General features: G+C 63.1%; 18 protein-coding genes and 1 tRNA gene. 12 read left to right on the top strand and 7 right to left on the bottom strand.

All coding sequences use genetic code 11. From position 1 onward, the window contains the following. Positions 1-112: 112 nt before the first annotated feature. Positions 113-1,693 carry a Na(+)/H(+) antiporter NhaB gene (gene nhaB / locus R2E40_RS10420; protein ID WP_318165421.1) on the top strand — a complete coding sequence of 527 codons (1,581 nt, stop codon included), beginning with the start codon at positions 113-115 and terminating at the stop codon, positions 1,691-1,693. 85 nt (positions 1,694-1,778) lie between these two features. Continuing rightward, entirely contained in the window at positions 1,779-2,300 is a 522-nt protein-coding gene (gene dsbB / locus R2E40_RS10415) for a disulfide bond formation protein DsbB (RefSeq protein ID WP_016350563.1), read from the top strand. Between the two features lie 87 nt (positions 2,301-2,387). Here the strand turns inward: dsbB and R2E40_RS10410 are convergent, their stop codons facing one another. From R2E40_RS10410 to uvrB, 3 genes are all read right to left on the bottom strand, one after another. Then, a complete protein-coding gene (locus tag R2E40_RS10410) occupies positions 2,388-3,041 on the bottom strand; it encodes a DedA family protein (RefSeq protein ID WP_011706279.1) in 654 nt (217 codons plus the stop codon). A 157-nt stretch (positions 3,042-3,198) separates the two neighbouring features. Beyond that, complete coding sequence (locus tag R2E40_RS10405; protein ID WP_318165420.1) at positions 3,199-3,468, bottom strand: YkvA family protein; 270 nt, start codon at positions 3,466-3,468, stop codon at positions 3,199-3,201. Beyond that, positions 3,465-5,477, bottom strand: a complete 2,013-nt coding sequence (gene uvrB, locus R2E40_RS10400; protein WP_318165419.1) for an excinuclease ABC subunit UvrB — start codon at positions 5,475-5,477, stop codon at positions 3,465-3,467. The genes R2E40_RS10405 and uvrB overlap by 4 nt, the downstream gene beginning before the upstream one ends. A gap of 135 nt (positions 5,478-5,612) precedes the next feature. On the opposite strand from uvrB, the gene R2E40_RS10395 reads away from it, so the two are divergent. The 6 genes from R2E40_RS10395 to R2E40_RS10370 all read left to right on the top strand — a co-directional run bounded on the left by R2E40_RS10395 (position 5,613) and on the right by R2E40_RS10370 (position 13,133). Next, positions 5,613-5,688 (top strand) — tRNA-Asn (locus R2E40_RS10395). Between the two features lie 775 nt (positions 5,689-6,463). Next, positions 6,464-8,149: an aspartate:alanine antiporter gene (locus R2E40_RS10390; protein ID WP_011706282.1), complete on the top strand. Its 1,686-nt coding sequence runs from the start codon at positions 6,464-6,466 to the stop codon at positions 8,147-8,149. Positions 8,150-8,361: 212 nt separating this feature from the next. Then, positions 8,362-9,894, top strand: a complete 1,533-nt coding sequence (locus R2E40_RS10385) for a lytic transglycosylase F (protein WP_318165418.1) — start codon at positions 8,362-8,364, stop codon at positions 9,892-9,894. A 227-nt stretch (positions 9,895-10,121) separates the two neighbouring features. Then, positions 10,122-11,087: a tripartite tricarboxylate transporter substrate binding protein gene (locus tag R2E40_RS10380; protein ID WP_029301042.1), complete on the top strand. Its 966-nt coding sequence runs from the start codon at positions 10,122-10,124 to the stop codon at positions 11,085-11,087. A 42-nt stretch (positions 11,088-11,129) separates the two neighbouring features. Continuing rightward, positions 11,130-11,591, top strand: a complete 462-nt coding sequence (locus R2E40_RS10375; protein ID WP_318165417.1) for a tripartite tricarboxylate transporter TctB family protein — start codon at positions 11,130-11,132, stop codon at positions 11,589-11,591. Between the two features lie 9 nt (positions 11,592-11,600). Beyond that, the gene (locus R2E40_RS10370; RefSeq protein WP_041217435.1) at positions 11,601-13,133 is read left to right on the top strand and encodes a tripartite tricarboxylate transporter permease; all 1,533 of its coding nucleotides are present in this window, start codon (positions 11,601-11,603) and stop codon (positions 13,131-13,133) included. Between the two features lie 78 nt (positions 13,134-13,211). Here R2E40_RS10370 and R2E40_RS10365 read toward each other — a convergent pair whose 3' ends face one another. From R2E40_RS10365 to R2E40_RS10350, 4 genes are all read right to left on the bottom strand, one after another. Beyond that, positions 13,212-13,877, bottom strand: a complete 666-nt coding sequence (locus R2E40_RS10365; protein WP_017409571.1) for a response regulator — start codon at positions 13,875-13,877, stop codon at positions 13,212-13,214. Continuing rightward, complete coding sequence (locus tag R2E40_RS10360) at positions 13,878-15,461, bottom strand: sensor histidine kinase (protein ID WP_318165416.1); 1,584 nt, start codon at positions 15,459-15,461, stop codon at positions 13,878-13,880. It abuts the gene before it with no gap. Continuing rightward, positions 15,458-16,669, bottom strand: coding sequence for an ROK family transcriptional regulator (locus tag R2E40_RS10355; RefSeq protein WP_024944477.1), 1,212 nt, complete (start codon positions 16,667-16,669; stop codon positions 15,458-15,460). Before R2E40_RS10355 ends, R2E40_RS10360 begins: the two co-directional genes overlap by 4 nt. Positions 16,670-16,798: 129 nt before the next feature. Next, positions 16,799-18,466, bottom strand: coding sequence for a methyl-accepting chemotaxis protein (locus R2E40_RS10350; protein WP_253626831.1), 1,668 nt, complete (start codon positions 18,464-18,466; stop codon positions 16,799-16,801). Positions 18,467-18,585: 119 nt separating this feature from the next. On the opposite strand from R2E40_RS10350, the gene R2E40_RS10345 reads away from it, so the two are divergent. The 4 genes from R2E40_RS10345 (at position 18,586) to glpC (ending at position 23,450) form a co-directional block, all read left to right on the top strand. After that, positions 18,586-19,053, top strand: a complete 468-nt coding sequence (locus R2E40_RS10345) for a YchJ family protein (protein ID WP_318165415.1) — start codon at positions 18,586-18,588, stop codon at positions 19,051-19,053. 193 nt (positions 19,054-19,246) lie between these two features. Further along, a complete protein-coding gene (gene glpA, locus R2E40_RS10340) occupies positions 19,247-20,926 on the top strand; it encodes an anaerobic glycerol-3-phosphate dehydrogenase subunit A (protein WP_043165128.1) in 1,680 nt (559 codons plus the stop codon). Further along, positions 20,916-22,196: a glycerol-3-phosphate dehydrogenase subunit GlpB gene (glpB, locus tag R2E40_RS10335; RefSeq protein WP_318165414.1), complete on the top strand. Its 1,281-nt coding sequence runs from the start codon at positions 20,916-20,918 to the stop codon at positions 22,194-22,196. Before glpA ends, glpB begins: the two co-directional genes overlap by 11 nt. Before the next feature lie 51 nt (positions 22,197-22,247). After that, positions 22,248-23,450 (top strand): anaerobic glycerol-3-phosphate dehydrogenase subunit GlpC, encoded by a 1,203-nt coding sequence (gene glpC / locus R2E40_RS10330; protein WP_318165413.1) that lies wholly within the window; start codon positions 22,248-22,250, stop codon positions 23,448-23,450. Positions 23,451-23,758 lie beyond the last annotated feature (308 nt).

Below are 23,758 nucleotides of genomic sequence, written 5' to 3'. Positions count from 1 at the left end.
GATTAAAATCATGAGGAATCAATCTGATAAGGGACAACATCCGGATGTTCTGGTCGAGCCTGTCTTGACTGCATAGACGCAGATACCAACCACAACACAGAGACCCATTATTATGCCAATCAGCTTAGGGCAAGCCTTTGCCAGGAACTTTCTGGGCAATGCGCCCCAGTGGTACAAGGCCGCTATTCTTCTATTCCTGCTGATCAACCCGATCGCCTTTTACCTCGATCCCTTCATCGCCGGCTGGCTGCTGGTCGTCGAGTTCATCTTCACGCTGGCCATGGCGCTCAAGTGCTATCCGCTGCAACCTGGCGGCCTGCTGGCCATCGAAGCCGTGCTGATCGGCATGACCTCGGCCGAGCAGGTCAAACATGAGCTGGTGGCCAATATCGAGGTACTGCTGCTGCTGGTCTTCATGGTGGCCGGCATCTATTTCATGAAGCAGCTGCTGCTCTATGTGTTTACCAAACTGCTGATCCGGATCCACTCCAAGACCCTGCTTTCATTGGCATTTTGTCTGGTCTCCGCTTTCCTGTCAGCCTTCCTCGACGCCCTCACCGTGATCGCCGTGGTGATCAGCGTCGCCACCGGCTTCTACGCCATCTATCACAAGGTCTCCTCCGGCAAGGAGTTCGGCAACCCGCACGATCACACCGATGATGGCGCCGTCAACGAACTCAATCGCCAACATCTGGACGACTTTCGCGCCTTCCTGCGCAGCCTGATGATGCATGCCGCCATCGGTACTGCCCTCGGCGGTGTCTGCACCCTGGTAGGAGAACCGCAGAACCTGATCATCGGCGAACAGGCGGGCTGGAACTTTGGCGAGTTTGCCATTCGCATGTCTCCGGTCACGGTACCGGTGTTCATCTGCGGCCTGCTCACCTGTGTTCTGGTCGAGAAGTGCCGCTGGTTCGGCTACGGCGCCAAGCTGCCGGACGCAGTACGCCGCATCATGGAGGATTACAACCGCTATGAAGAGGCAGGACGTACCGCCCAGGACAAGGCCAAGCTGATCGTGCAGGCCATGATCGCCCTCTGGCTGATCCTGGGGCTGGCCATGCACCTGGCGGCAGTGGGCCTCATCGGCCTGTCGGTCATCGTGCTGGCTACCTCGCTCACCGGCATCACAGAGGAGCACTCCCTCGGCAAGGCATTCCAGGAGGCGCTGCCCTTTACCGCCCTGCTGGCCGTCTTCTTCAGCGTGGTCGCCGTCATCATCGATCAGCAGCTGTTCAAGCCGGTGATCCAGTGGGTGCTGGCCGCCGAGCCGGACGCCCAGCTCGCGCTCTTCTATCTGGCCAACGGCCTGCTCTCCATGGTCAGTGACAACGTCTTCGTCGGCACCGTCTACATCAACGAGGTGAAGACGGCGCTGCTCAACAACGCCATCAGCCGCGAGCAGTTCGAACTGCTGGCCGTGGCCATCAACACCGGGACCAACCTGCCGTCGGTGGCCACCCCCAACGGTCAGGCCGCCTTCCTGTTCATGCTGACCTCGGCGCTGGCACCGCTGCTGCGCCTCTCCTACGGGCGCATGGTGTGGATGGCGCTGCCCTATACCCTGGTGCTGGGACTGGTGGGTTTCTTCTCGGTGGAGATACTGCTCGGGCCGCTCACCGACTGGTTCTATCAGGCCGGCTGGCTGGTGCTCGACAATGTCACGCCGGCGGTGCTGCCCGCCCTGCCTTGATACCATAAGGGCCCATGCGGGCCCTTTCCTTTTGGCCCCTGCTCTGCTCTAATTCAGCCACTGTTTTTTCTGTGAGATCAACCAGATGATAGAGTTTCTGCGCCGTATTGCCGCCCATCGCCTGGCCTGGAGTCTGCTTGCAGCCTCTGCCCTGTTCCTCGAGTTGAGCGCCCTTTTCTTCCAGCATGTGCTGGGCCTGCATCCCTGCGTCATGTGCGTCTATGAGCGGATCGCCACGCTGGGAGTCCTCACCGCAGGGCTGCTCGGCATGGTGGCGCCGCAGAAATGGTACGTGCGCTGGAGTGCTCTGCTGCTATGGGGCTCCAGTGCCTTCTGGGGCCTGAAACTGGCGCTCAAGCATGTGGATTATCAGGTCAATCCCTCCCCCTTCAACGTCTGTGAAGGCTTTGTCGACTTCCCGAGCTGGGCGCCGCTGGATCAATGGATCCCCTGGATGTTCTACCCGGATGGTGATTGCAGCGAGGTCACCTGGCAGTTCCTCAGCTTCTCCATGCCTCAGTGGCTGGTGGCCATCTTCGCCGCCTACCTGCTGGTGTTCGTTGTGGTGGCCATCGGCAATCTGGTCAAGGGTCGCTGCTGCAGCTAAGCCCGATAGCAGTACAAATAAAGAAGGGAGCCAGTGGCTCCCTTCTTTTTTATGTCATTCGGCTTCATCAGCCAGGCAGCAGGGTGCTCAGGAAGCCGCCTTGCTGGCGTTCATTCTGGCCTTCACCATGCCGATCACCATGGGCAGCAGCGAAATGCCGATGATGCCGAAGATGAGCAGGGTAAAGTTCTGACGCACCACCGGCAGATTGCCGAAGAAGTGGCCGGCATAGACGAATGAAAGGACCCACAACAGACCGCCCACCAGATTGAACGCCAGGAAACGCGGGTAGGTCATGGCGCCCATGCCCGCCACGAAGGGCGCAAAGGTGCGCACGATGGGCAGGAAGCGGGTGATGATGATGGTCTTGCCGCCATGCTTGGCGTAGAAGGCATGGGTCTTGTCCAGATAATCCCGCCGGAAGATCTTGGAGTCCGGATTGCGAAACAGCTGCTCGCCGAAGAAGTGACCAATGGTGTAGTTCACCACGTTGCCGAGCACCGCGGCGATGATCAGCACGGCGGCCAGGGTATGCACATCCAGCACGCTGCCCACGGTGAGCGCACCGGCGGCGAACAGCAGGGAGTCACCCGGCAGGAAGGGGGTTACCACCAGTCCGGTCTCGCAGAAGATGATCAGAAACAGGATGGCGTAAACCCAGATCCCATAGTTTTCAAACAGCTCTTTCAAATGCACGTCGACGTGCAGGATAAAATCAATCGCAAACAGGATCAGATCCATTTTCTCATACCCATAAAGTGAACGGCGTGGAGTCTACGCCAATGCATTGAGCGCCACAATCTCCCCCACCATGCTCTTTCTTATCACGCCCAAACACAACCGGCATGACACTTTTCATCAAATCAACGGGCGATGCAGCGGGCACGGCCAAGGCGGCCTACTCCCGCTCGGCGAGCGCCGCCCTCACGGCACCTGGCAGGCATAACTCCCAACCCCACAACAAAAACAGCAGCAGGGTTGCATCGTCGAGCCAGCCAACGAACGGCACCACATCGGGGATGAGATCCAGCGGGCTGATGCCGTAGAGCAGGACCAGGATCACCAGCCCCCTGGCCCACCAGGGGGTATCAGGGTGACGAAAACCCCGATAGAGGCGGCGCAGACGCCGCCAGATCAGCCAGCGTCGAGCGCCCGGCAAGGCACTCAACTCTCGATCAACTCGTTGCGCAGCCGCTGGATCTGGTCCCGCAGCGCTGCCGCCTGCTCGAACTCCAGATCCCGTGCATGCTGGAACATCTGCTCTTCCATCCGCTTGATCTCCTTGCTGATCTCGCTGGCGGAGCGGGCATGGTACTCCCCTTGCGGCTCGGCGGCCTTGCGGCTGCCCCGCCCGCTCTTGCCCGCACTGCGACTGCCTCCCATATCCATCACATCTCCCACCGACTTGTTGAGCCCCGTCGGGGTGATGCCATGCTCCTGGTTGTGAGCATGCTGCAGAGTGCGGCGCCGCTCGGTCTCTTCGATCGCCACCTGCATGGAGTTGGTGATGGTATCCCCGTAGAGAATGACCTTGCCGTTGAGGTTGCGCGCCGCCCGACCAATGGTCTGGATGAGGGAGCGGGTGGAGCGCAGGAAACCCTCTTTATCCGCATCCAGGATCGCCACCAGCGAGACCTCCGGCATATCGAGCCCCTCTCGCAGCAGGTTGATCCCCACCAGCACGTCGAACTTGCCGAGGCGCAGATCGCGAATGATCTCCACCCGCTCGACGGTGTCGATGTCCGAGTGCAGATAACGCACCCGCACCTCGTGATCCGCCAGGTATTCGGTCAGATCCTCCGCCATCCGCTTGGTGAGGGTGGTGACGAGCACCCGCTCCTCCACCGCCACCCGCTTGCGGATCTCGGAGAGCAGGTCGTCCACCTGGGTGGTGACCGGACGCACCTCGATCTCGGGGTCGAGCAGGCCGGTGGGGCGCACCACCTGCTGCACCACATCGCCGCCGGACTTTTCCAGCTCGTAGGGGCCGGGGGTGGCCGAGACAAACACCGTCTGCGGCATCAGCGCCTCGAACTCGTCGAACTTGAGCGGCCGGTTGTCGAGCGCCGAGGGGAGCCGGAAGCCGTACTCCACCAGGGTCTCCTTGCGGGATCTGTCCCCTTTGAACATGGCGCCGATCTGCGGCACCGTGACGTGGGATTCGTCGATGATGAGCAGGCCGTCTCCCGGCAGATAGTCAAACAGGGTGGGCGGCGGCTCGCCGGGCGCACGACCGGAGAGGTAACGGCTGTAGTTCTCGATGCCCGAGCAATAGCCCAGCTCCTGCATCATCTCGATGTCGAACTGGGTGCGCTGACTGATGCGCTGCTCCTCCACCAGCTTACCCAGCGACAACAGCTGCTCACGGCGGCTCTTGAGCTCCTCCTTGATGTGCTCGATGGCCCCCAGGATGGTCTCGCGCGGGGTGGCATAGTGGGTTTTGGGATAGATGGTGTAGCGCACCACCGTCTGCTCGATGGCACCGGTCAGCGGATCGAACAGGGAGAGCCGCTCCACCTCCTCGTCAAACAGCTCCACCCGCAGGGCCAGTTTGTCGGATTCGGCGGGGTAGATGTCGATCACTTCGCCCCGCACCCGGAAGGTGCCGCGCTGGAAGGCCATGTCGTTGCGGGTGTACTGCAGCTCCGCGAGACGGCGCAGGATATCCCGCTGGTTGATCAGGTCCCCTACTTTCAGGTGCAGCATCATGCTGAGGTAGGCTTGCGGATCCCCCAGACCGTAGATGGCCGACACCGAGGCGACGATCACCACGTCGCGGCGCTCCAGCAGCGCCTTGGTGGCCGACAGCCGCATCTGCTCGATGTGATCGTTGATGGAAGCATCCTTCTCGATGAAGGTGTCGGTGGTCGGCACGTAGGCTTCCGGCTGGTAGTAGTCGTAGTAGGAGACGAAATACTCCACCGAGTTCTCGGGAAAGAACTCCTTCATCTCGCCATAGAGCTGGGCCGCCAGGGTCTTGTTGGGAGCCAGGATCATGGTGGGGCGATTGAGGGTGGCGATGACGTTGGCCATGGTGAAGGTCTTGCCCGAACCGGTCACCCCGAGCAGGGTCTGATGGGCAAGGCCGGATTCGATGCCATCGAGCAGCTGGGCGATGGCCCTTGGCTGATCCCCGGCGGGTTGAAACTGGCTGGCCAGCTGGAATAACTTGCTCATGACGACTCCCGGCAAAAAAACGCAAGAGCAGAAGTGTACTCCGAGATGGGGTGGGCTGGGTATCCACTCTGCCGGAAGAAGCGGCTATTGACCTCGAAATACGACCTCTGTATGATGCTCCTCCTTGCCTGATGTTCCCCCGTAGTTCAGTCGGTAGAACGGCGGACTGTTAATCCGTATGTCACTGGTTCAAGTCCAGTCGGGGGAGCCAATCTCCTCACCATCTCGGTGCAAGTTATCCACTTTAGTGCTTTCCTCTGCCAATTTTAATGCACAAGCCGCCTCCCGCGGTCACGCCTCCCTTTTGATTCCGCATCCGCCCCGGCAGCGTTTTGTTCTGCTGCGCCTAACTATTTGATTTTTATAGAAACAATTTATCTCAGGTATTTTTTGAACAGTCCTTGCAGCCCAGTATTGGCGCGGGATACAGCCTGATCACCAAGTTTCATGAACAGGGTTATCCACAGATTCTGTGGGTAAGTAGAGCAAAGCCAATGACGGCCTAGGCTGGCAGGCCATTGCCAGCAACGGGCGATGTTTTTCCCCGCCGACCTGATTTTCTGCTGTTTTTGGCCACCCCCCTGAATGGGTTGCCATCGCCGCCGACAGATGCCTTTTGCAGATATCTTTTCGCCATCCCGCACAACATGGGTCACTCCCTGGCAACACACACCTATCAGCTCCCGGACTCATGCCACCCCCTTCAGTCAGATGTGCTGAAAAACCAGGAAACCGCCCAGCCAAACAGCAGAGAATAAATTTTCAAGCAGAGCGGAAAGACGAGGATCACAGATAGCAGGAATCACTAATTGACAGCGGGGCTAGCAGAGGGAAATAGAGGTCATCACCAGACCCGCCCCGCAGTTTCCCTCACACAGGCGGGCAGCGTGGCGGGTTAGTGCCGATTAATCCTCCTTTGACGCTTCTTTATTGGTGAGGGATCCGGCACAATATCGGCCCCACTTTTTTCCTCGGTTTTTCCGGGCATGACCATAGATTTTGTGACACTGCTACATCAAAGCGACTCCCTGCTGCTGTTCGTGGTACTGGCCTTCGGCCTGCTGCTCGGTAAAGTCAGGTTCGGCAACTTCCAGATCGGCAACACCATCGGCGTGCTGTTTACCGCCCTGCTGTTCGGCCAGATGGGTTTTGAATTCACCGCCACTACGGAGAACGTCGGCTTCATGCTGTTCATCTTCTGCGTGGGGATCGAAGCGGGGCCGCACTTCTTCAGCGTCTTCCTGCGTGACGGCATCCACTACATCACCCTCACCCTGGTGATCCTGCTGACCGCCCTCTTCCTCACCGTGGGGCTGGCCAAGTTCTTCAACCTGGGGCCGGGCATGGCCGCCGGCATATTGGCCGGCTCGCTCACCTCGACCCCAGCGCTGGTGGGCGCGCAGGATGCCCTGCGCAGCGGCCTGCTCAACCTGCCCCATCAGACCGACATGCAGTCGGTGCTCGACAACATGGGCATCGGCTATGCACTGACCTATCTGGTGGGGCTGGTCGGCCTGATGCTGGTGGTGCGCTACCTGCCTTCGCTGGCACGGCTCGACCTCAACACCGAGGCGCAGAAGATCGCCCGCGAGCGCGGCCTCTCCGACAACGAGAGCCGCAAGACCTACCTGCCCATCATCCGTGCCTACCGGGTCGGCCCGGAGCTGGCGGCCTGGATCGGTGGCCGTACCCTGCGCGAGACCGGCATCTACCCCCACACCGGCTGCTACGTGGAACGGATCCGCCGCAACGGCATCCTGGCGAGCCCGGATGGCGACGCCGTCATTCAGGAAGGGGACGAGATCGCCCTGGTGGGCTACCCCGAGAGCCACGAGAAGCTCGACGTCAACTACCGCAACGGCAAGGAGGTGTTCGACCGCAACCTGCTTGACCTGCAGATCGTCACCGAAGAGATAGTGGTGAAAAACGATGCGGTGGTGGGTCGCCATCTGGTGGAGCTCAACCTCACCGAGAAGGGCTGCTTCCTCAACCGGGTGGTGCGCTCCCAGATCGAGATGCCGTTTGATCGCAACATCATGCTGCAAAAGGGCGACGTGCTGCAGATCAGCGGCGAGAAGCAGCGGGTCAAGCTGCTGGCCAACAAGATCGGCTTCATCAGCATCCACAGCCAGACCACGGATCTGGTGGCCTTCACCACCTTCTTCGTGCTGGGGCTGCTGATAGGTTCCGTCTCCCTGGTGTTCGGCCAGCTGGAGTTTGGGCTGGGCAACGCCGTCGGCCTGCTGCTGGCGGGGATCCTGATGGGCTACCTGCGCGCCAACCACCCCACGGTCGGTTACGTGCCGCCGGGCGCCCTGCGTCTGGCCAAGGATCTCGGCCTGGCGGTGTTCATGGTGAGCACCGGCCTCAAAGCCGGCGGCGGCATTCTGGATCACCTGAGCCAGGTCGGTGCCGTGGTGCTCTTCTCCGGCATGCTGGTGACCACCCTGCCGGTGCTGGTGGGCTACCTGTTCGGGGTCTGGGTGCTGAAGATGAACCCGGCTCTGCTGCTCGGCGCCATCACGGGTGCCCGCACCTGCGCCCCGGCCATGGACGTGGTGAACGAGGCGGCCAACAGCTCCATCCCGGCGCTCGGCTATGCCGGCACCTATGCGGTGGCCAACGTCATGCTGACCCTGGCGGGCTCCTTCATCATCGGCTTCTGGTTCTAGCGCCGACGGTCTAGCACCAAGTACACCAACTCAAGGGGAGCCGATATGGCTCCCCTTTTCGTTCATGCCTCTCTCCTTTTCGCCTAAGCCCCACCGCTTCGCCCCGCAGGATAGGGCCTATCGTGCTATGCGCCCCTCACCGACCAAACCCAATGAGCTAAAGCGCCCGCCCCATGCCGCTTACACTCAATGAAACACACGAGGGCATCGTCATGATACGGTTATGGATCCTTCTGGGCTGGCTGCTGTGCGGCCCGCTGCAGGCCGCCACGGCAGCGCAAACCTCCCCCGCAGAGGAAGCCGACTCCGAGCCGGCCGCCCTGGCCTTCAGCAGTGACCAGCTGGCCCAGCCCCTGCTCGGCGATCTCGATGCCATGCTGGCACGGCGCACCATCCGGGTGCTCACCACCTACAACAAGACCGGCTATTTCATCTACAAGGGGGTGCAGCGGGGCGTCACCTACGACGCCTTCATCGAGGTGGAGAAGCGGCTCAACGAGCAGTTGCGCAAGCAAAAGAGCCTCAAGCGCCATCTCAAGCTGCATCTGGTCTTCATCCCGGTCGCGCGCGAGGCCCTGCTGGAAGCCCTCATCGCAGGCAAGGGCGACATCGCCGCCGCCAACCTCACCATCACCGAGCGGCGCAAACTACAGGGGGTGCTCTTTACCGACCCTCTGCTGGAGAACGTGCGGGAACTGCTCATCTCGGGGCCTGCCTCCCCCAAGGTGGAGAGCGCCGCCGATCTGGCCGGCCAACGGATCTATGTGCGCCCCTCCTCCAGCTACTTCGAGAGCCTCACGGCCTACAACCAGGCGCGCAAGGCGGCGGGAGAGCCGCTTGTCGACATCCAGCCGGCCCCGGAGGCGCTGGAAGATGAAGATCTGGTTGAGATGGTCAATGCCGGCCTGCTGCCCTTCATCGTCATGGACGAACACAAGGCCCGGTTCTGGCAGAAGATCTTCCCCGCCATCCGCATCCATGAGCAGCCGGTGTTCCGGCAAGGGGGGGTCATCGCCTGGGCGGTGCGCAAGGAGAGCCCGCAACTGCTGGCCATGCTCAACGAGCAGATAGCCGCCCTGCGCGGCAAACACAGTGGTGACACCATCCTGGCCCGCTATCTCAAGCAGAACAAGTTCGTCAAGAGCGCCGCCGCCGATGCCGAGCGCCAGAAGTTTCTGCAGGTGGTGGATCTGTTTCGCGAATATGGCGAGAAATACGAGGTGGACTGGCTGCTGATGGCGGCCCAGGGCTATCAGGAGTCGGCCCTCAATCACAAGGCGCGCAGCCACGTCGGCGCCATCGGCATCATGCAGATCATGCCCGCCACCGGCAAGGGGCTCAAAGTGGGCGACATCCGCCAGCTCGAGCCCAACATTCACGGCGGCGTCAAATATATGCGCTGGATGATCGACCACTACTATGCAGACGAGCCCATGACGGCCCTCGACAAGGCACTCTTCTCGTTCGCCTCCTACAACGCCGGCCCCGCCCGGGTGGCACGGCTGCGCACCGAGGCCAAGAAACGGGGGCTGGATCCCAACGTCTGGTTTCACAACGTCGAGTACGTGGCGGCGGAGAAGATTGGGCCGGAGACGGTCACCTACGTCGGCAACATCTATAAGTACTACATCGCCTACAAGCTGGTGATGGAGCAGTTGCAGCGCAGGCAGCAGGCGACCGATGCCATCAAGCAGCAGGGCACCGGCGGCGACAAGGTCTCCGCCGCACCCGCATCACAGGGATAAGCCAATCCGTCATCCGCGAGGTCCCCCGTCTGACGGGGAGCCTCGCGCCTTTTTAGCCGTCACCGCAGTATTCCGGCCCCCTTCAGTCCCGTCATGGCCCAGCCTAACCCCATCGTGACCAAAATGAACACAATGACCACAACAGCCTTAATAGCCATTACGGTCAGATTGTTTGCCGACCAATCACGATTAATTAACCTTCTTGCAACAATCACAAGGAGAACACCATGTTGCAAGGAACCCTCAAACGCACGTTGCTCTGCTGCCTGCTGGGCGCCAGCCTCGGCGCCCAGGCCAAGATCGACGAAATCCACTTCCTCATTCCGGGCGGCGCCGGCGGCGGCTGGGACAACACCGCCCGCGGCACCGGCGAGGCGCTGACCAAATCCGGCCTCATCACCACCGCCTCCTACCAGAACATCTCGGCCGGTGGCGGTGCCAAGGCCATCGCTCACCTGATCGAGACCTCGGCCCAGTCCGACAAGACCCTGATGGTCAACTCCACCCCCATCATCGTCAAATCCCTCTCCAAGGAGCTGCCGCAATCATTCCGGGATCTCACCCCGGTGGCCGCCATCATCGCCGACTACCAGGCGCTGGCCGTGCCGCTGGACTCCCCCTACCAGAGCTGGCCCCAGCTGCTGGCCGCCTATCAGGAGAACCCCGCCAAGGTGAAGATTGCCGGCGGCTCCGCCCGTGGCAGCCTGGATCATCTGGTAGCCGCCATGACCTTCAAGAATGCCGGAGCCGATGCCGGCAAGCTGCGCTACGTGGCCTATGATGCCGGCGGCAGCGCCATGGCGGCGGTGCTGGCAGGAGAAACCCAGGTGCTCTCCACCGGCTTTGGCGAGGCGATGGAGGCGGTCAAGTCGGGCCAGATGCGGATCCTCGGCATGACGGCACCGACCCGGATGCCGGATGCGAGCGAGGTGCCCACCTTCAGCGAGCAGGGCAACCCCACTGTCTTTGCCAACTGGCGCGGCTATTTCGCCTCCCCCGCCGTCAGCGCCGACAAGTCGGCCGAATTCGCCGCCCTGCTCAAGCAGATGTATGACAAGCCGGAGTGGGAAACGGTCCGCGCCCGCAACAACTGGACCAATCTCTATCAGGCCGGCCCCGAGTTCACCGCCTTTCTGATCCAGCAGGAGCAGCAGATCGGCGGCCTGATGCGTGAACTCGGCTTCATCAAGTAATCCCACTGTCGGCGGGCCTGGCCCGCCCATCGGAGTCATCCCATGTACCTGACCAAGGAGCGACTCGGGGGGCTGCTGTTTTTGCTGCTCTCCCTCGCCTACGGCTATCACGCCACCCAGATCCCCGGCTACCCCGGGGACGAATATGAACCCTTCACCGCCAGCACCCTGCCCTATGCCCTGGCCGGTACCGGCGCCCTGCTCTCCCTGCTGCTGATCTGCTTTCCGGGCGGCGAGCGACTGCAGCGCGAAACCGGCAACTGGCGGCTGGTGTTTGCCCTGCTGCTGCTGATGCTGGCCTACGGCCTGGCCCTTGGCTGGCTCGGCTTTCTGGTCGCCACCACCCTGTTTCTCATCGGCGGGATCCGGCTGATGGGCGAGCAGAGCCTCGCCTTTGCCTGCAAGGTGAGCCTGCCGTTCACCCTCATCTTCTGGGCCCTGCTCACCAAGGGGCTCAACGTCTACCTCGAGCCGGGCCGGCTGTTCACCCAGTTGCTGGGATAAGGAGAACCCATGTTAGACGGCATTTTGCAAGGACTGGGCACCGCCATGCTGCCCATCAACATCTTCATGGTGATCGTCGGCTGTTTCGTCGGCACCTTCATCGGCATGCTGCCGGGCCTTGGGCCCGTCACCGCCATCGCCCTGATGATCCCCATCACCTACGGGCTGGATCCTGCCTCCGGCATCATTTTGATGGCCGGGGTCTATTACGGCTCCATGTTTGGCGGCTCCACCTCCTCCATCCTGATCAACACCCCGGGCTGCTCCGCCAGCATGATCACCGCCATCGACGGCTATCCGCTGGCCTGCAAGGGGCAGGCGGGCAAGGCGCTGGCTATCGCTGCCTACGCCTCCTTCACCGGCGGCACCCTGTCCGCCATCTTCCTGATGGTGGCGGCGCCGCTGCTGGCCAAGGTCTCCCTCTCGTTCCAGTCGGCGGACTACTTCGCCCTCATGGTGCTGGGGCTCTCGGCGGTGGCGGCCTTTGCCGGCAAGGGCCAGGTGCTCAAGGCGCTGATCATGGCGCTGTTCGGCATCATGCTCTCCACCGTCGGCATCGACCGCAGCGTCGGGGTGGACAGGTTCACCTTCGGCCTGCCGGACTTGCGCGACGGCTTCTCCTTCCTGCTGCTAGCCATGGCCACCTTCGCCCTGGCGGAGATCCTGATGACGGTGCTGCGCCCGGGCAAGGACACCAGCAAGGAGGAGGCGCGCAAAATCCAGCAGCTCGGCTCTCTCAAGCTGAGCAGGGACGAGGTCAAAGAGATAGCGCCCCCCATCGCCCGCTCCTCGGTGATGGGTTTCCTCATCGGCGTGCTGCCGGGGGCTGGCGCCACCATCGCCTCCTTCATGGCCTATGGCGCCGAGCGCAACTTCGCCAGCAAGCGCAGGCAGGAGGAGTTCGGCAAGGGCAGCCTGACCGGCATCGCCGCGCCGGAAGCGGCCAACAACGCCGCCTCCAGCGGGGCCTTCGTGCCGCTGCTGACCCTGGGGATCCCGGGCTCCGGCACCACGGCGCTGATGCTGGGGGCCCTCATCGCCTACGGCATCCAGCCGGGCCCGCGCCTGTTCATGGAGCACCCGGACGTGTTCTGGTCGGTGATCATCTCCATGTATCTGGGCAACGTGGTGCTGTTGATCCTCAACCTGCCGCTCATTCCCTATCTGGCCAAGATCCTGCAGGTGCCGCGCCCGGTGCTCATCCCCATGGTGCTGCTGTTTTCGCTGATCGGGGTCTATCTGGTCTCCTTCAACACCATGGACATCTATGTGATGGCGCTGGTGGCGCTGATCGCCATCGGCCTGCGCCTGCTGGACTTCCCCATGGCGCCCATGCTGCTCGGCTTCATTCTGGGGGGCATGCTGGAGGACAACCTGCGCCGGGCCCTGGTGATCAACGACGGCTCCCTGAGCTTCCTGTGGGAGCGCCCCATCACCCTCGCCTTCACCCTGGTCACCCTGGTAATGCTGCTGTTGCCGGTGTGGCAGTGGTGGCAGGCGCGCCGCGCACCGGCCGCCACACTGCAATCCGAACCGAGCTGAGTTGGCGGATCCCACGCAGCAAAAGAGCGCCGACAGGCGCTCTTTTTATTGGCAAGACGAGATGGGGGGTTATTCCATTCAGGGCTGGCGATAACGTCGCTCCGGCCGGCCCACGGTGCCGTACTCCAGCTCCGGGCTCGCCAGCTGCTGGCCCACCAGAAACTCCAGATAGCGGCGCGCCGTGGTACGGCTCACCCCGACCCGGCCGCCAATCTCCTCGGCGCTGGCTCCCTGCGATCCCAGCGCCGCCAGCACCCGCTGCAGGGTGAGCCCGTCGATCCCCTTGGGCAGGCCGCCCGCCGCCACCTGCTGCAACGGCGTCCCCAGCAGGGCGTCCACCGCCTGCTGATCGATGTCGGCCAGCGCCGCCAGGGCAGCGCGGCTCTGGCAATATTTGTCGAGGGTATCGCGCAGCCGCTCGAACACCACGGGTTTGAGGATGAAATCCACCACCCCGAGCCGCATTGCTTCCTGCAGGGCGCCGGCCTCCCGCGCCGCGGTGAGCAGTATCACGTCGAGGGAAGCTCCCGCCTGGCGCAGCTCACGCAGCAGGGCAAAGCCCTCGCCATCGGGCAGCCAGACGTCCAGCAGCACCAGATCGGGCTTGAGGATCTCTATCTGCTCCCTGGCATCGAACAGGGTGAGCGCCACCCCCAGCACCTCGAACCCCGCCAGCCGCTGCACGAAGCGGCGGTGGATCTCGGCAATGGCCGGGTCATCCTCGACGATCAGGATCTTGATCACTCACACCTCCTTGGGAATGTAACAGACGACGCAACTCCCCTGCGTCGTGGCTTCGATGGTGATCTGCCCCTGCAGGGCATCCAGGGTCTTGCGTACCAGCGCGAGGCCGATGCCGTGATCCGGCTCCGCCTTGCTGCTGACTCCCCGCTCGAACAGGCGATCCGCCAGCGCGGGATCGATCCCCCCCGCCCCGTCTTCCACCTCCAGGATCAGATCCTGGCCGAGATCGCTCAGCGCCACCCGTACCGGCTGGTAGGGGGCGCCGTGGCGACGGGTCGCCTCGAAGGCATTGTCGATGAGATTGCCCAGTACCGTCACCAGCTGGGAGCCGCTGACGCGAAGGGGAATGTCGTGCAGGCGGGAATCCGGGTCCACCTCCAGCACCAGCCCCAGCTCGTGAGCCCTGTGGTATTTGCCGAGCAGCAGGCCGGCCACCTTGGGCTTGGCGATGGCGCTCAGCAGAAAGCTGAGCAGGCTCTGCTCAGTGGCCGCTTCTCGCCCGATGAAGGCAAGCGCCTCGCGGGTGGCCCCGAGCTCGATGAGCCCGGCGATGGTGCCGAGCTGGTTGTGGTGTTCGTGGGTCTGCACCCGCAGCAGATCGCTGTAGGCCTGTACCTGGGAGAGATGGGCGCTCAGTTCGGCCAGTTCGTCCTTGCGCCGAAAGCTCGACACCGCGCCGATCAGCTTGCCATCGCGCACCAGCGGCAGCCGGTTGACGATGAGGGACTGGCCGTTGAGCACTATCTCCTCGTCAAACTGCGGGCGCGGATCCTGAATGAGGGAGAGCATGCGACTCTCCGGCAGCAGCCGGGTGACAGGCTGGCCGATGGCGGCCCGGGCCGTCTGCTCGTCGAGGCGCAGCAAGCGGATGCCATTGGGATTGAGGGAGGTGAGCCGGCCCTGCTCGTCGATGGTGAGGATCCCCTCGCGCACGCTGCGCAGGGTGCAGTCGAGTTCGGCATAGAGGCGGCCGATCTGCTCGGGCTCAAAGCCAAGGATGGCACGTTTGTAACGGCGGGCCAGCCAGGCGGCGGCCAGGCTGTTGAGCAGCACGATGAGCAGGGTCATGGCGAGACCGAAGCGCAGGAACCCCTGCAGATCCGCCTCGATATCCCGCACCAGATAACCGACCGAGACCACCCCGATGATCTGGCCGAGCTCATCGCGGATGGGGCTCTTGCCACGCACCGAGACCCCGAGGGACCCTTGAGCACGGGAGATGTAGGCCTCCCCCTGCAGCGCCCGCTTCGGATCATCCCCCATCATGGGCTGGCCGATGCGATCCGCATTGGGGTGCACCAGCCGGCGCGCGTCCTTATCGCCGATGACGATATAGCTGGCGCCGACCTCGGCGCGGATCCGCTCCACCAGCACGTTGAGGCGGGCGGTGTCGGCCCGCTTCACCCCGGCCAGCACGCCAGGCTCGCGGGCCACCAGCCGCGCCACGTCGAGGGCCTGATCCCCTACCTCGCGGTAGCGCTGCTCGGACACATAGTAGTAACTGGCCCCGCTCAGCAACACCAGCTGCAGCAGACTGACCAGACAGAGCATGAGGAGGATGCGTCCTTGCAACCCCAGCTTCATGCCTCCTTGTCGCCTCGCAACAAGTCGAGCAGCAGGCTGCCGTCGCGCAGGGCCTTGTGCACCTGCACCGAGGTGGGCTTGGTGGGATCTTCGTAGAAGTGGGTGGATTCAATCTGCAGCCGCACCAGGTATTCGGCCGGCAGCTGGCTTGCCAGCGACTGGTGCAGCATGGGGAACAGCAGCCGATCGGCACGGGTGATTTCCCCCCCCAACAGCAGCTTGCCCGGATTGAGCAGGCAGATGAGGTTGGAGAGCACCCGGGAGAGCCGCCCCGCCGCCTGATGGAGGATATCCTGACAGAGGCTGTTGCCCGCCAGCGCCAGCTCGCACAGCTCGCGGATGGTGACGCTCTCGGGCAGATCGTACTCCTGCATCCGCTCGCGCAGATCCCGGTACTGGGCTTCCAGCGCCTGATTGGTCACCAGCGTGCAGGCACAGCCAAAGCCGCCGCAGTAGCAGCGCTGACCGTAGGGTTCGAGCTGCAGGTGGCTGAGATCGCCGAGCAGGGCCGACTCGCTCTCGATCAGCTGACCGTTGACCACCATGCCGACCCCGATGTCGTTGTGCACGAACACCAGCACCGCATCGGCGCAGTTCTTGGCGGCGCCCCACTCACGCTCGGCCTGGATCCAGGTGCGCACGTCGCCACTCACCAGCACGGGGACCGCGAAGGCCTCCTGCAGGGTGGGACCGAGCGGCCAGTTGCGCAGATCGTAGAAGGGGAAGTGCTTGACCATGCCGGAGTGGCGCTCCACCTGGCCCGGCAGACAGAGGGCGATGCAGGCGAGGCGCAGCGCCTTCTTGGGCAAGAAGCCCTCGATGGCCCGCACCAGGCTGGCCAGCAGGTCGGCGCGCTCCCCTTCGCTGAAGACATGGCGATGACGGGCGAGCGAGCGGCCGGCCAGATCGAACAGCGCCATGTCCACATAACCGCGACCAAGGCGCATGGAGAGAAACTGGAAGCGGCGCTCGTTGATGCGCAGCAGGGTCTGGCGGCGACCGCGTCCCACCGAGCTCTCGCCACAGGTGACCACCAGGCCGCCGTCGAGCAGCTCGCGGGTGATCTTGGTGATGCTGGCAGGCGAAAGGCCGGTCAAGCGGGAGAGATCGGTACGGGACAGCTCCTTGTGCTCCTCCAGGCTGGCGTAGACCAGGCCATAGTTGAGCTGACGGATCAAATCGATACTGCCTTTCACGATCTCATTCATAGGGTACGGGGCAAGGGCTGACACAGAGGGGGCAATTTTCACATATTATTGGTCAATCCCCAAATTAAGTGCGGCCTGAACCGGGGTTCAGGCCGCATCTTGTGAGGGACATCCCCTCTTGTCACCCCATCAGTAGCGGAACTGGGAGACCAGCTTGCGCAGTTTGTCGCCGGTGCTGGCGAGATCGCGGGTGGTGCTGTTGGACTCGACCGCCGCGTCGGTCAGCTCGCTGACGATCTGCTGAATGGCCACCAGGTTCTTGTTGATCTCCTCGGAGACCGCGTGCTGCTCCTCGGCGGCAGTGGCTATCTGGATGTTCATGTCGTTGATGGTGCTGACCGCCATCACCATGCTGTCGAGGGAGGTGGCGATGTGGCTCGCCTCCTGCACCGTCTCCTGGCTGCGCTCTTCGCTCGCCTGCATCACGTCCACCGCCTGTTTCACCCCGCCCTGCAGGCGCTGCAGCATCTCGTTGATCTCCTTGGTGCTCTGCTGGGTGCGACCGGCGAGCGAGCGGACTTCGTCCGCCACCACCGCAAAGCCGCGCCCCTGCTCGCCGGCCCGGGCCGCCTCGATGGCGGCGTTGAGCGCCAGCAGGTTGGTCTGCTCGGCAATGCCGCGAATGACCTCCACCACGGATCCTATCTTGGCGGTCTCCTGCGCCAGCTGCTCGATGACGCCGGAGGCGGTGTGCACCTCCCCCACCAGCCGGTTGATGCTGTTGATGGCGGTGCCCACCACCCCGCGTGCGGCATCGGATTCGCGCGCCGCGTCGCTGGTGGCGGTGGCTGCGTTGGAGGCGCTGGCCGCCACTTCCTGGGCGGTGGAGCTCATCTCGGTCACCGCGGTGACCACCTGATCGGTCTCCCGGCTGTGGCCGTGCATCTGATGGTCATAGTGCTCGCTCAGGTGGTGCAGCTTCTCCACCGCGCTGAACAGGTGATTGCTGGTCTCCCCCACCTGGCTCACCACCGACTGGATCCGCGTCACGAAGCGATTGAAGGCGGTAGCCAGCTGACCAATCTCGTCATGGCTCTGCACCTTGAGGCGCTGGGTCAGATCCCCCTCCCCGTCGGCAATGTCGTTGAGGGCCGAGACCGCGTCCGCCAGCGGCCGGGTGACCCGGTTGCCGATCACCACGGTGGCGGCCAGGGTCACCCCCAGGATCACCAGGATCAGCAGCACGCTGCTCTGCAGCGAGTCGCGCATGTTGCTCTCGCGCTCGGTGCGCAGCACCGCCAGCTCGTTGTCGATGTCGTCGATATAAAAACCGGTGCCGATGACCCACTGGTACTTGTCGAGCACCAGGTTGAAGGAGAGCTTGGGGGCATCCCGGCCGATGGAGGGCTTGGCGGTCCAGTACTCGGAGAAGCCATCCCCCTGGCGCGCCGCCTTGACGATCTCCTGGATCAGCAGCTTGCCCTTGGCATCCTTGTCCTGCCAGCGGTTCTTGCCTTCCATCTCGGGGCGGGTGGGCAGCAGTATGGTGTTGCCCTGGAAGTCGTAGACGAAGAAGTAGCCGTCACTGCTGTAGCGCAATGGCCGCAGGATCTCGGTGACCTGCTTGCGCGCTTCCGGGCTGTCTGGCTGGTTGTAGGCCGTGTCGACGGCCGTCTTGGCGAGCATCAGGTAGCTGCTGAGCAACGCCTTGCGCTCCTTGATCGCATTTTCTCGCGCCACCACCAGATCGGCTTCCAGGTCACTCTTTGAAATCATGTAGTTGCTGAGGTTGACCACCAGGGCCATCAGGAGCACGGGGACGGCTCCCAACAACAGAATTTTCTGCTTTAGCGTCATCTTTCACATCCTTGCAGCTATTTTTATGGGCGTTCCGTTCCTACCAGACCAGTATAGAATGCTGGTCGACGGGGACCCGCTTTCGCTACAATCCCCGCCCTCCATATCTATCGACGCTGATGGCCAGACACATGAACAAATGTCCTTGCGGTTCAACTCTTTCTCTCGAATTGTGCTGTGGATCACTGCATCGGGGCGCCGCCGCCCAGACCCCGGAGCAACTGATGCGCTCACGCTACAGCGCCTTCGTGCTGGGATTGGGGGAGTACCTGGTGCACAGCTGGCACCCTGACTATCTAGGGGATCTGACTGCGGAGCCGCTCTCCCAGACCGACACCCAATGGGACGGGCTCGAGATCATCGCCAGCCAGGGCGGCCCCGATGACACCCTCGGCATGGTGGAGTTCAAGGCCTGGTTCATGGAAGGTGAAGCGCGCCACTGCCTGCATGAGCGCTCCCGCTTCGTACGCCATCAGGGGCGCTGGGTCTACACCGACGGCGAGCTGGATCCGGCACCGCTGCGAGTGGGGCGCAATGACCCCTGCCCCTGCGGCAGCGGCAAGAAGTTCAAGAAGTGCTGCGGCTGAGCGCCGCGACTCGTGTCGACAGAGGGGGCCCAGCGGCCCCCTCTGCTGTTGCTGGAGTGTGACAACAATCACGATTTGCTCATTAACACCCCTCAACTTGAGCGTTTGCGAACATTAACTTGGCCCATATCAAACATTTTCGCCCAGAGACAGGCCACACTGGCACCATCTGGAAGAGATGAGACGGGCAAGAATGAAAAGAATAACCACACAAGTCGTCATCATAGGGGGTGGCGCCACCGGAGCCGGCATCATGCGCGATTGCGCACTGCGCGGCATCGACTGCATCCTGCTTGAGCGGGACGATATCGCCGCCGGTACCACGGGTCGCAACCACGGTCTGCTCCACTCCGGCGCCCGCTACGCGGTGACGGATCAGGAGTCCGCCCGCGAGTGCATTCAGGAGAACCGCATCCTCAAGCGGATCGCCAGCCACTGCGTCGAGGACACCGGCGGCCTCTTCATCACCCTGCCGGAAGATGACATCAATTTTCAAAATACCTTCATGGACGCCTGCGCCCTGGCGGGCATCGACGCCCGCCAGCTGGATCCCGCCGATGCGCTGCGCCTCGAACCCAACGTCAACCCGGCACTGATCGGCGCCATCCAGGTGCCGGACGGCACGGTCGATCCGTTCCGCCTGGCCGCCGCCAACGTGCTGGATGCCAAGGAGCACGGCGCCCGTATCTTCACCCACAGCAAGGTGCTGGGGCTTTTGCGCACCCAGGATCGGGTGCACGGGGTCAAGGCCATCAACACCCGCACCGGCGAAGCGTTCGAGGTGGAGTGCCAGGAGGTGATCAACGCCGCCGGCATCTGGGGCCAGCAGATCTGCGAATACGCCGATCTCGGCATCCGCATGTTCCCGGCCAAGGGTTCCCTGCTCATCATGGATTACCGCATCAACCAGCTGGTGCTCAACCGCGCCCGCAAACCGGCGGACGCGGACATCCTGGTGCCGGGCGATACCATCTCCCTCATCGGCACCACGTCGAGTCGCATCGATTACCACAAGATTGACCAGCTCACCGTCGAGCCTGAAGAGGTGGAGGTGCTGCTGCGCGAGGGGATCAAGCTCGCCCCCATCATGGCCCGCACCCGTCTGCTGCGCGCCTACGCCGGCGTGCGCCCGCTGGTGGCGGTGGATGGCGACGAGTCGGGCCGCAACATCAGCCGCGGCATAGTGCTGCTGGATCACGCCGAACGTGATGGTCTCAAGGGGTTCAACACCATCACCGGCGGCAAGCTGATGACCTACCGGCTGATGGCTGAATGGGCTACCGATCTGCTGGCCAAGAAGCTTGGCAACAGCAAGCCCTGCCGCACCGCCGAACTGAGCCTGCCCGGCTCACGGGATCCGGAGAAGGTCTCCGCCCCCGGCCTCTCGGTGCCAGCCGAAGGCTCGGCCCAGTACCGCCACGGCGAGCGGGTCATCGCCTTTTTCCGCGACAATCCCAAGGCCAACGCCCTCATCTGCGAGTGCGAGATGGTCACCGCAGGTGAAATCGAATACGCCCTGCGCGAGCTGGATGTGGACAACCTGGTGGATCTGCGCCGCCGCACCCGTCTGGGCATGGGCCCCTGTCAGGGGGAGCTGTGCGCCTATCGCGCCGCCGGCCTGATGCAGGAGTATGGCAAGGCCGACGGCCGTCAGGCCTGCGTCATGCTGCGCCAGTTCCTGGAGGAGCGCTACAAGGGCACCCGGCCGGTGCTGTGGGGCGATGCCCTGCGCGAAGCCGAATTTACCTACTGGATCTACGAGGGGCTGTTCGGCCTTGGCGAGTGGACGGCCCCCCACCTGGTGGCCGAGCCGCCCTTCCCGCTCGACGCCAGCACCGCAACCCCCACCAAGGAGCGCAGCCATGAAATTTGACAGCATCGTTATCGGCGGCGGCATGGCGGGCCTCTCGGCGGCCCTGCGTCTGGCCGAGGCCGGCCAGAAGACCCTGCTGATGGCCTCCGGCCAGAGCGCCCTGCACTTCTCCTCCGGCTCGGTCGATCTGCTGGAGAGCGAAGGGGATCCCCGCGCCGCCCTGCCCGCCTTCATGGCCGCCAACCCCGAGCATCCCTACAACAAGGTGGGGCTGACCCATATCGCGGCGAGCCTCGATGATCTACAGCGCCACTGCGCCGCGCAGGGATTGCCGCTGTTTCGCCAGGAGCGCAACCACCAGCGGCTGACCCCCATCGGCACCCTCAAAGCCACCTGGCTCTCCCCCGACACCTGCGCCTGCGTGACCGATGCACCGGCCCCCGACGCCATCCTGCTGGCCACCCTGGAGGGATTTCGCGACTTTCATCCCGAGCTCGCGGCCGCCAACCTGGCGACCCACACGCGCTTCGCCCACTGCCGCATCCTGACCGGGGAGCTCCGCCTGCCCCAGCTGGCCGAGTTCAGCCGCAATCCCCACGAGTTTCGCTCCGCCGACATCGCCCGCCTGTTCGACAAGCAGGGCAATGGCCAGCGTGACCTGCTGACGGATCTGGCCCGCGAGATCAGCCGCCTGGTGCAAGAGAGCGGTGAGCCGCGCTGCCACCACCTGGTGCTGCCCGCCTGCCTGTCGCTGGGGCTGGTCGGCCCGCGCCTGGCGGAGCTGGAGCAGCGCACCGGCTGCATCATCAAGGAGGTGGCCACCATGCCGCCGTCACTGATCGGCATGCGGATGCAGGAGGCGCTCAAGCGCCGCTTCATGGCTCTTGGCGGCACCTTCCTCACCAGCGAGCGGGTGTTGGGCGCCCGTTACGAGGGCGATCGGGTGATCGGTGTGCACAGCCAGAATGGCGACGATCAGCTGTTCGAGGCGGACCACTTCGTGCTCGCCTCCGGCAGCTTCTTCAGCCGCGGGCTGGAGTCCCGCCTGCGCGGCATTCGCGAGCCTATCTTCAACGCCGATGTGCTGAGCCTGCCCGAGCGGGACGCCTGGGCCGGTCGTCGCCTGTTCGATCACCACCCCTTCATGGGCTTCGGCGTCAAGACCGACGACAAGCTACGGGTACTGCGCGGCGGTAAACCTCTGGTCAACCTCTATGGGGCTGGCAGTGTATTGGCCCATTATGACCCCATCAAGGAAGGGTCAGGGTCAGGTGTTGCCGTCGCCACCGGCTGGCAGGCTGCCGGTCATATTTTGAGTTCAGCCCAATGATGATTTTGTCCCATATCCCGTGCCTTCACACCCAACGGGAGGAGAACTGACATGTTACTGGATCATGCCAACCAAACTTTCGATCAGTGCATCAAATGCACCGTCTGTACCGCTTACTGCCCGGTGGCCAAGGCCAACCCGGCCTACCCCGGCCCCAAGCAGGCGGGCCCGGATGGGGAGCGGCTGCGCATCAAGAGCCCCGAGCTCTTTGACAGCGCCCTCAAGTACTGCACCAACTGCAAGCGCTGCGAAGTGGCCTGCCCGAGCGGGGTGCGCATCGGCGACATCATCGCCAAGGCCAAGCACCAGTACAGCGGCTTCAAGCCGGGGATCCGCGAGTTTGTGCTCTCCCACACCGATCTGATGGGCAGCATGTCCACCCTGATGGCCCCGGTGGTCAACTTCACCACCGGCCTCAAGCCGATGAAGCTGGTGCTGGACAAGGCGCTGGGGGTCTCCTCCCACCGCGACCTGCCCAAATACTCCCAGGGCACCTTCCGCGGCTGGTACAAGAAACAGAAAGCGAGTCAGGCCCGCTTCGAGCGCCAGATAGCCTACTTCCACGGCTGCTACGTCAACTACAACCACCCGCAGCTCGGCAAGGAGCTGGTGCAGGTGCTCAACGCCATGAACATCGGCGTCCAGCTGCTGGAGCGGGAGAAGTGCTGCGGCGTGCCGCTGATTGCCAACGGCTTCATGGACAAGGCCAAGCAGCAGGCGGCCTTCAACATCAAACAGCTGGAGAACACCCTGCTTGGCAATGAGATACCGCTGCTGGCCACCTCCTCCACCTGCGGCTTCACCCTGCGCGACGAATATCCCCACCTGCTGGAGCAGGACAACCACAAGGTGCGCGATCGCATCTCGCTGGTGACCCGCTTCCTGTGGAACGAGTTCTACAAAGGCAACAAGCCGGCGATGAAGCCGCTCAATCTGCACATCGCCTACCACACCCCCTGCCACATGGAGAAGATGGGCGGCGTCATCTATACCCTCGAGCTGCTGCGCGCCATCCCCGGTGTCAAGGTGACAGTGCTGGACTCTCAGTGCTGCGGCATCGCCGGCACCTACGGCTTCAAGTCGGAGAACTACCAGACCAGTCAGGCCATCGGCGAAGGGCTGTTTGATCAGATAAACCGGCTCAAGCCCGATCTGGTCATCACCGACTGCGAAACCTGCAAATGGCAGATCGAGATGAGCACGCCGTTCCCTTGTGAACACCCCATCCACCTGCTGGCCCGGGCCCTGGCGTAATCCCCTTGCAATATCGGGCCAGATCGCCCTGGCAAAGGGGCCGAGAAGCAAGCACCAGATAGAAAAAGAGCCGGCAATTGCCGGCTCTTTTTACTGGAGTATCGTTCGAATAGACCATGGTATCCATGGACAGTCCTCTGATTGAATCCGGCAATCAGGGGATCATCATGGCTCCCTTCCCTGAATTTAATAATGCATATCTATTCACAGAAAATTTTCTATCCCTAAATGAATACAGCTCGCGCCATTTGACGTACATTTCCTTGTGGGACGCGGGCTGGCGGGCCATGGCCGCCACGGTGTGTGGT

The sequence above is a fragment of the Aeromonas sp. CD genome (genome assembly GCF_033349375.1).
Taxonomy (GTDB): Bacteria; Pseudomonadota; Gammaproteobacteria; order Enterobacterales; family Aeromonadaceae; genus Aeromonas; species Aeromonas hydrophila.
This window is presented reverse-complemented; position numbering and strand designations above follow the sequence as displayed.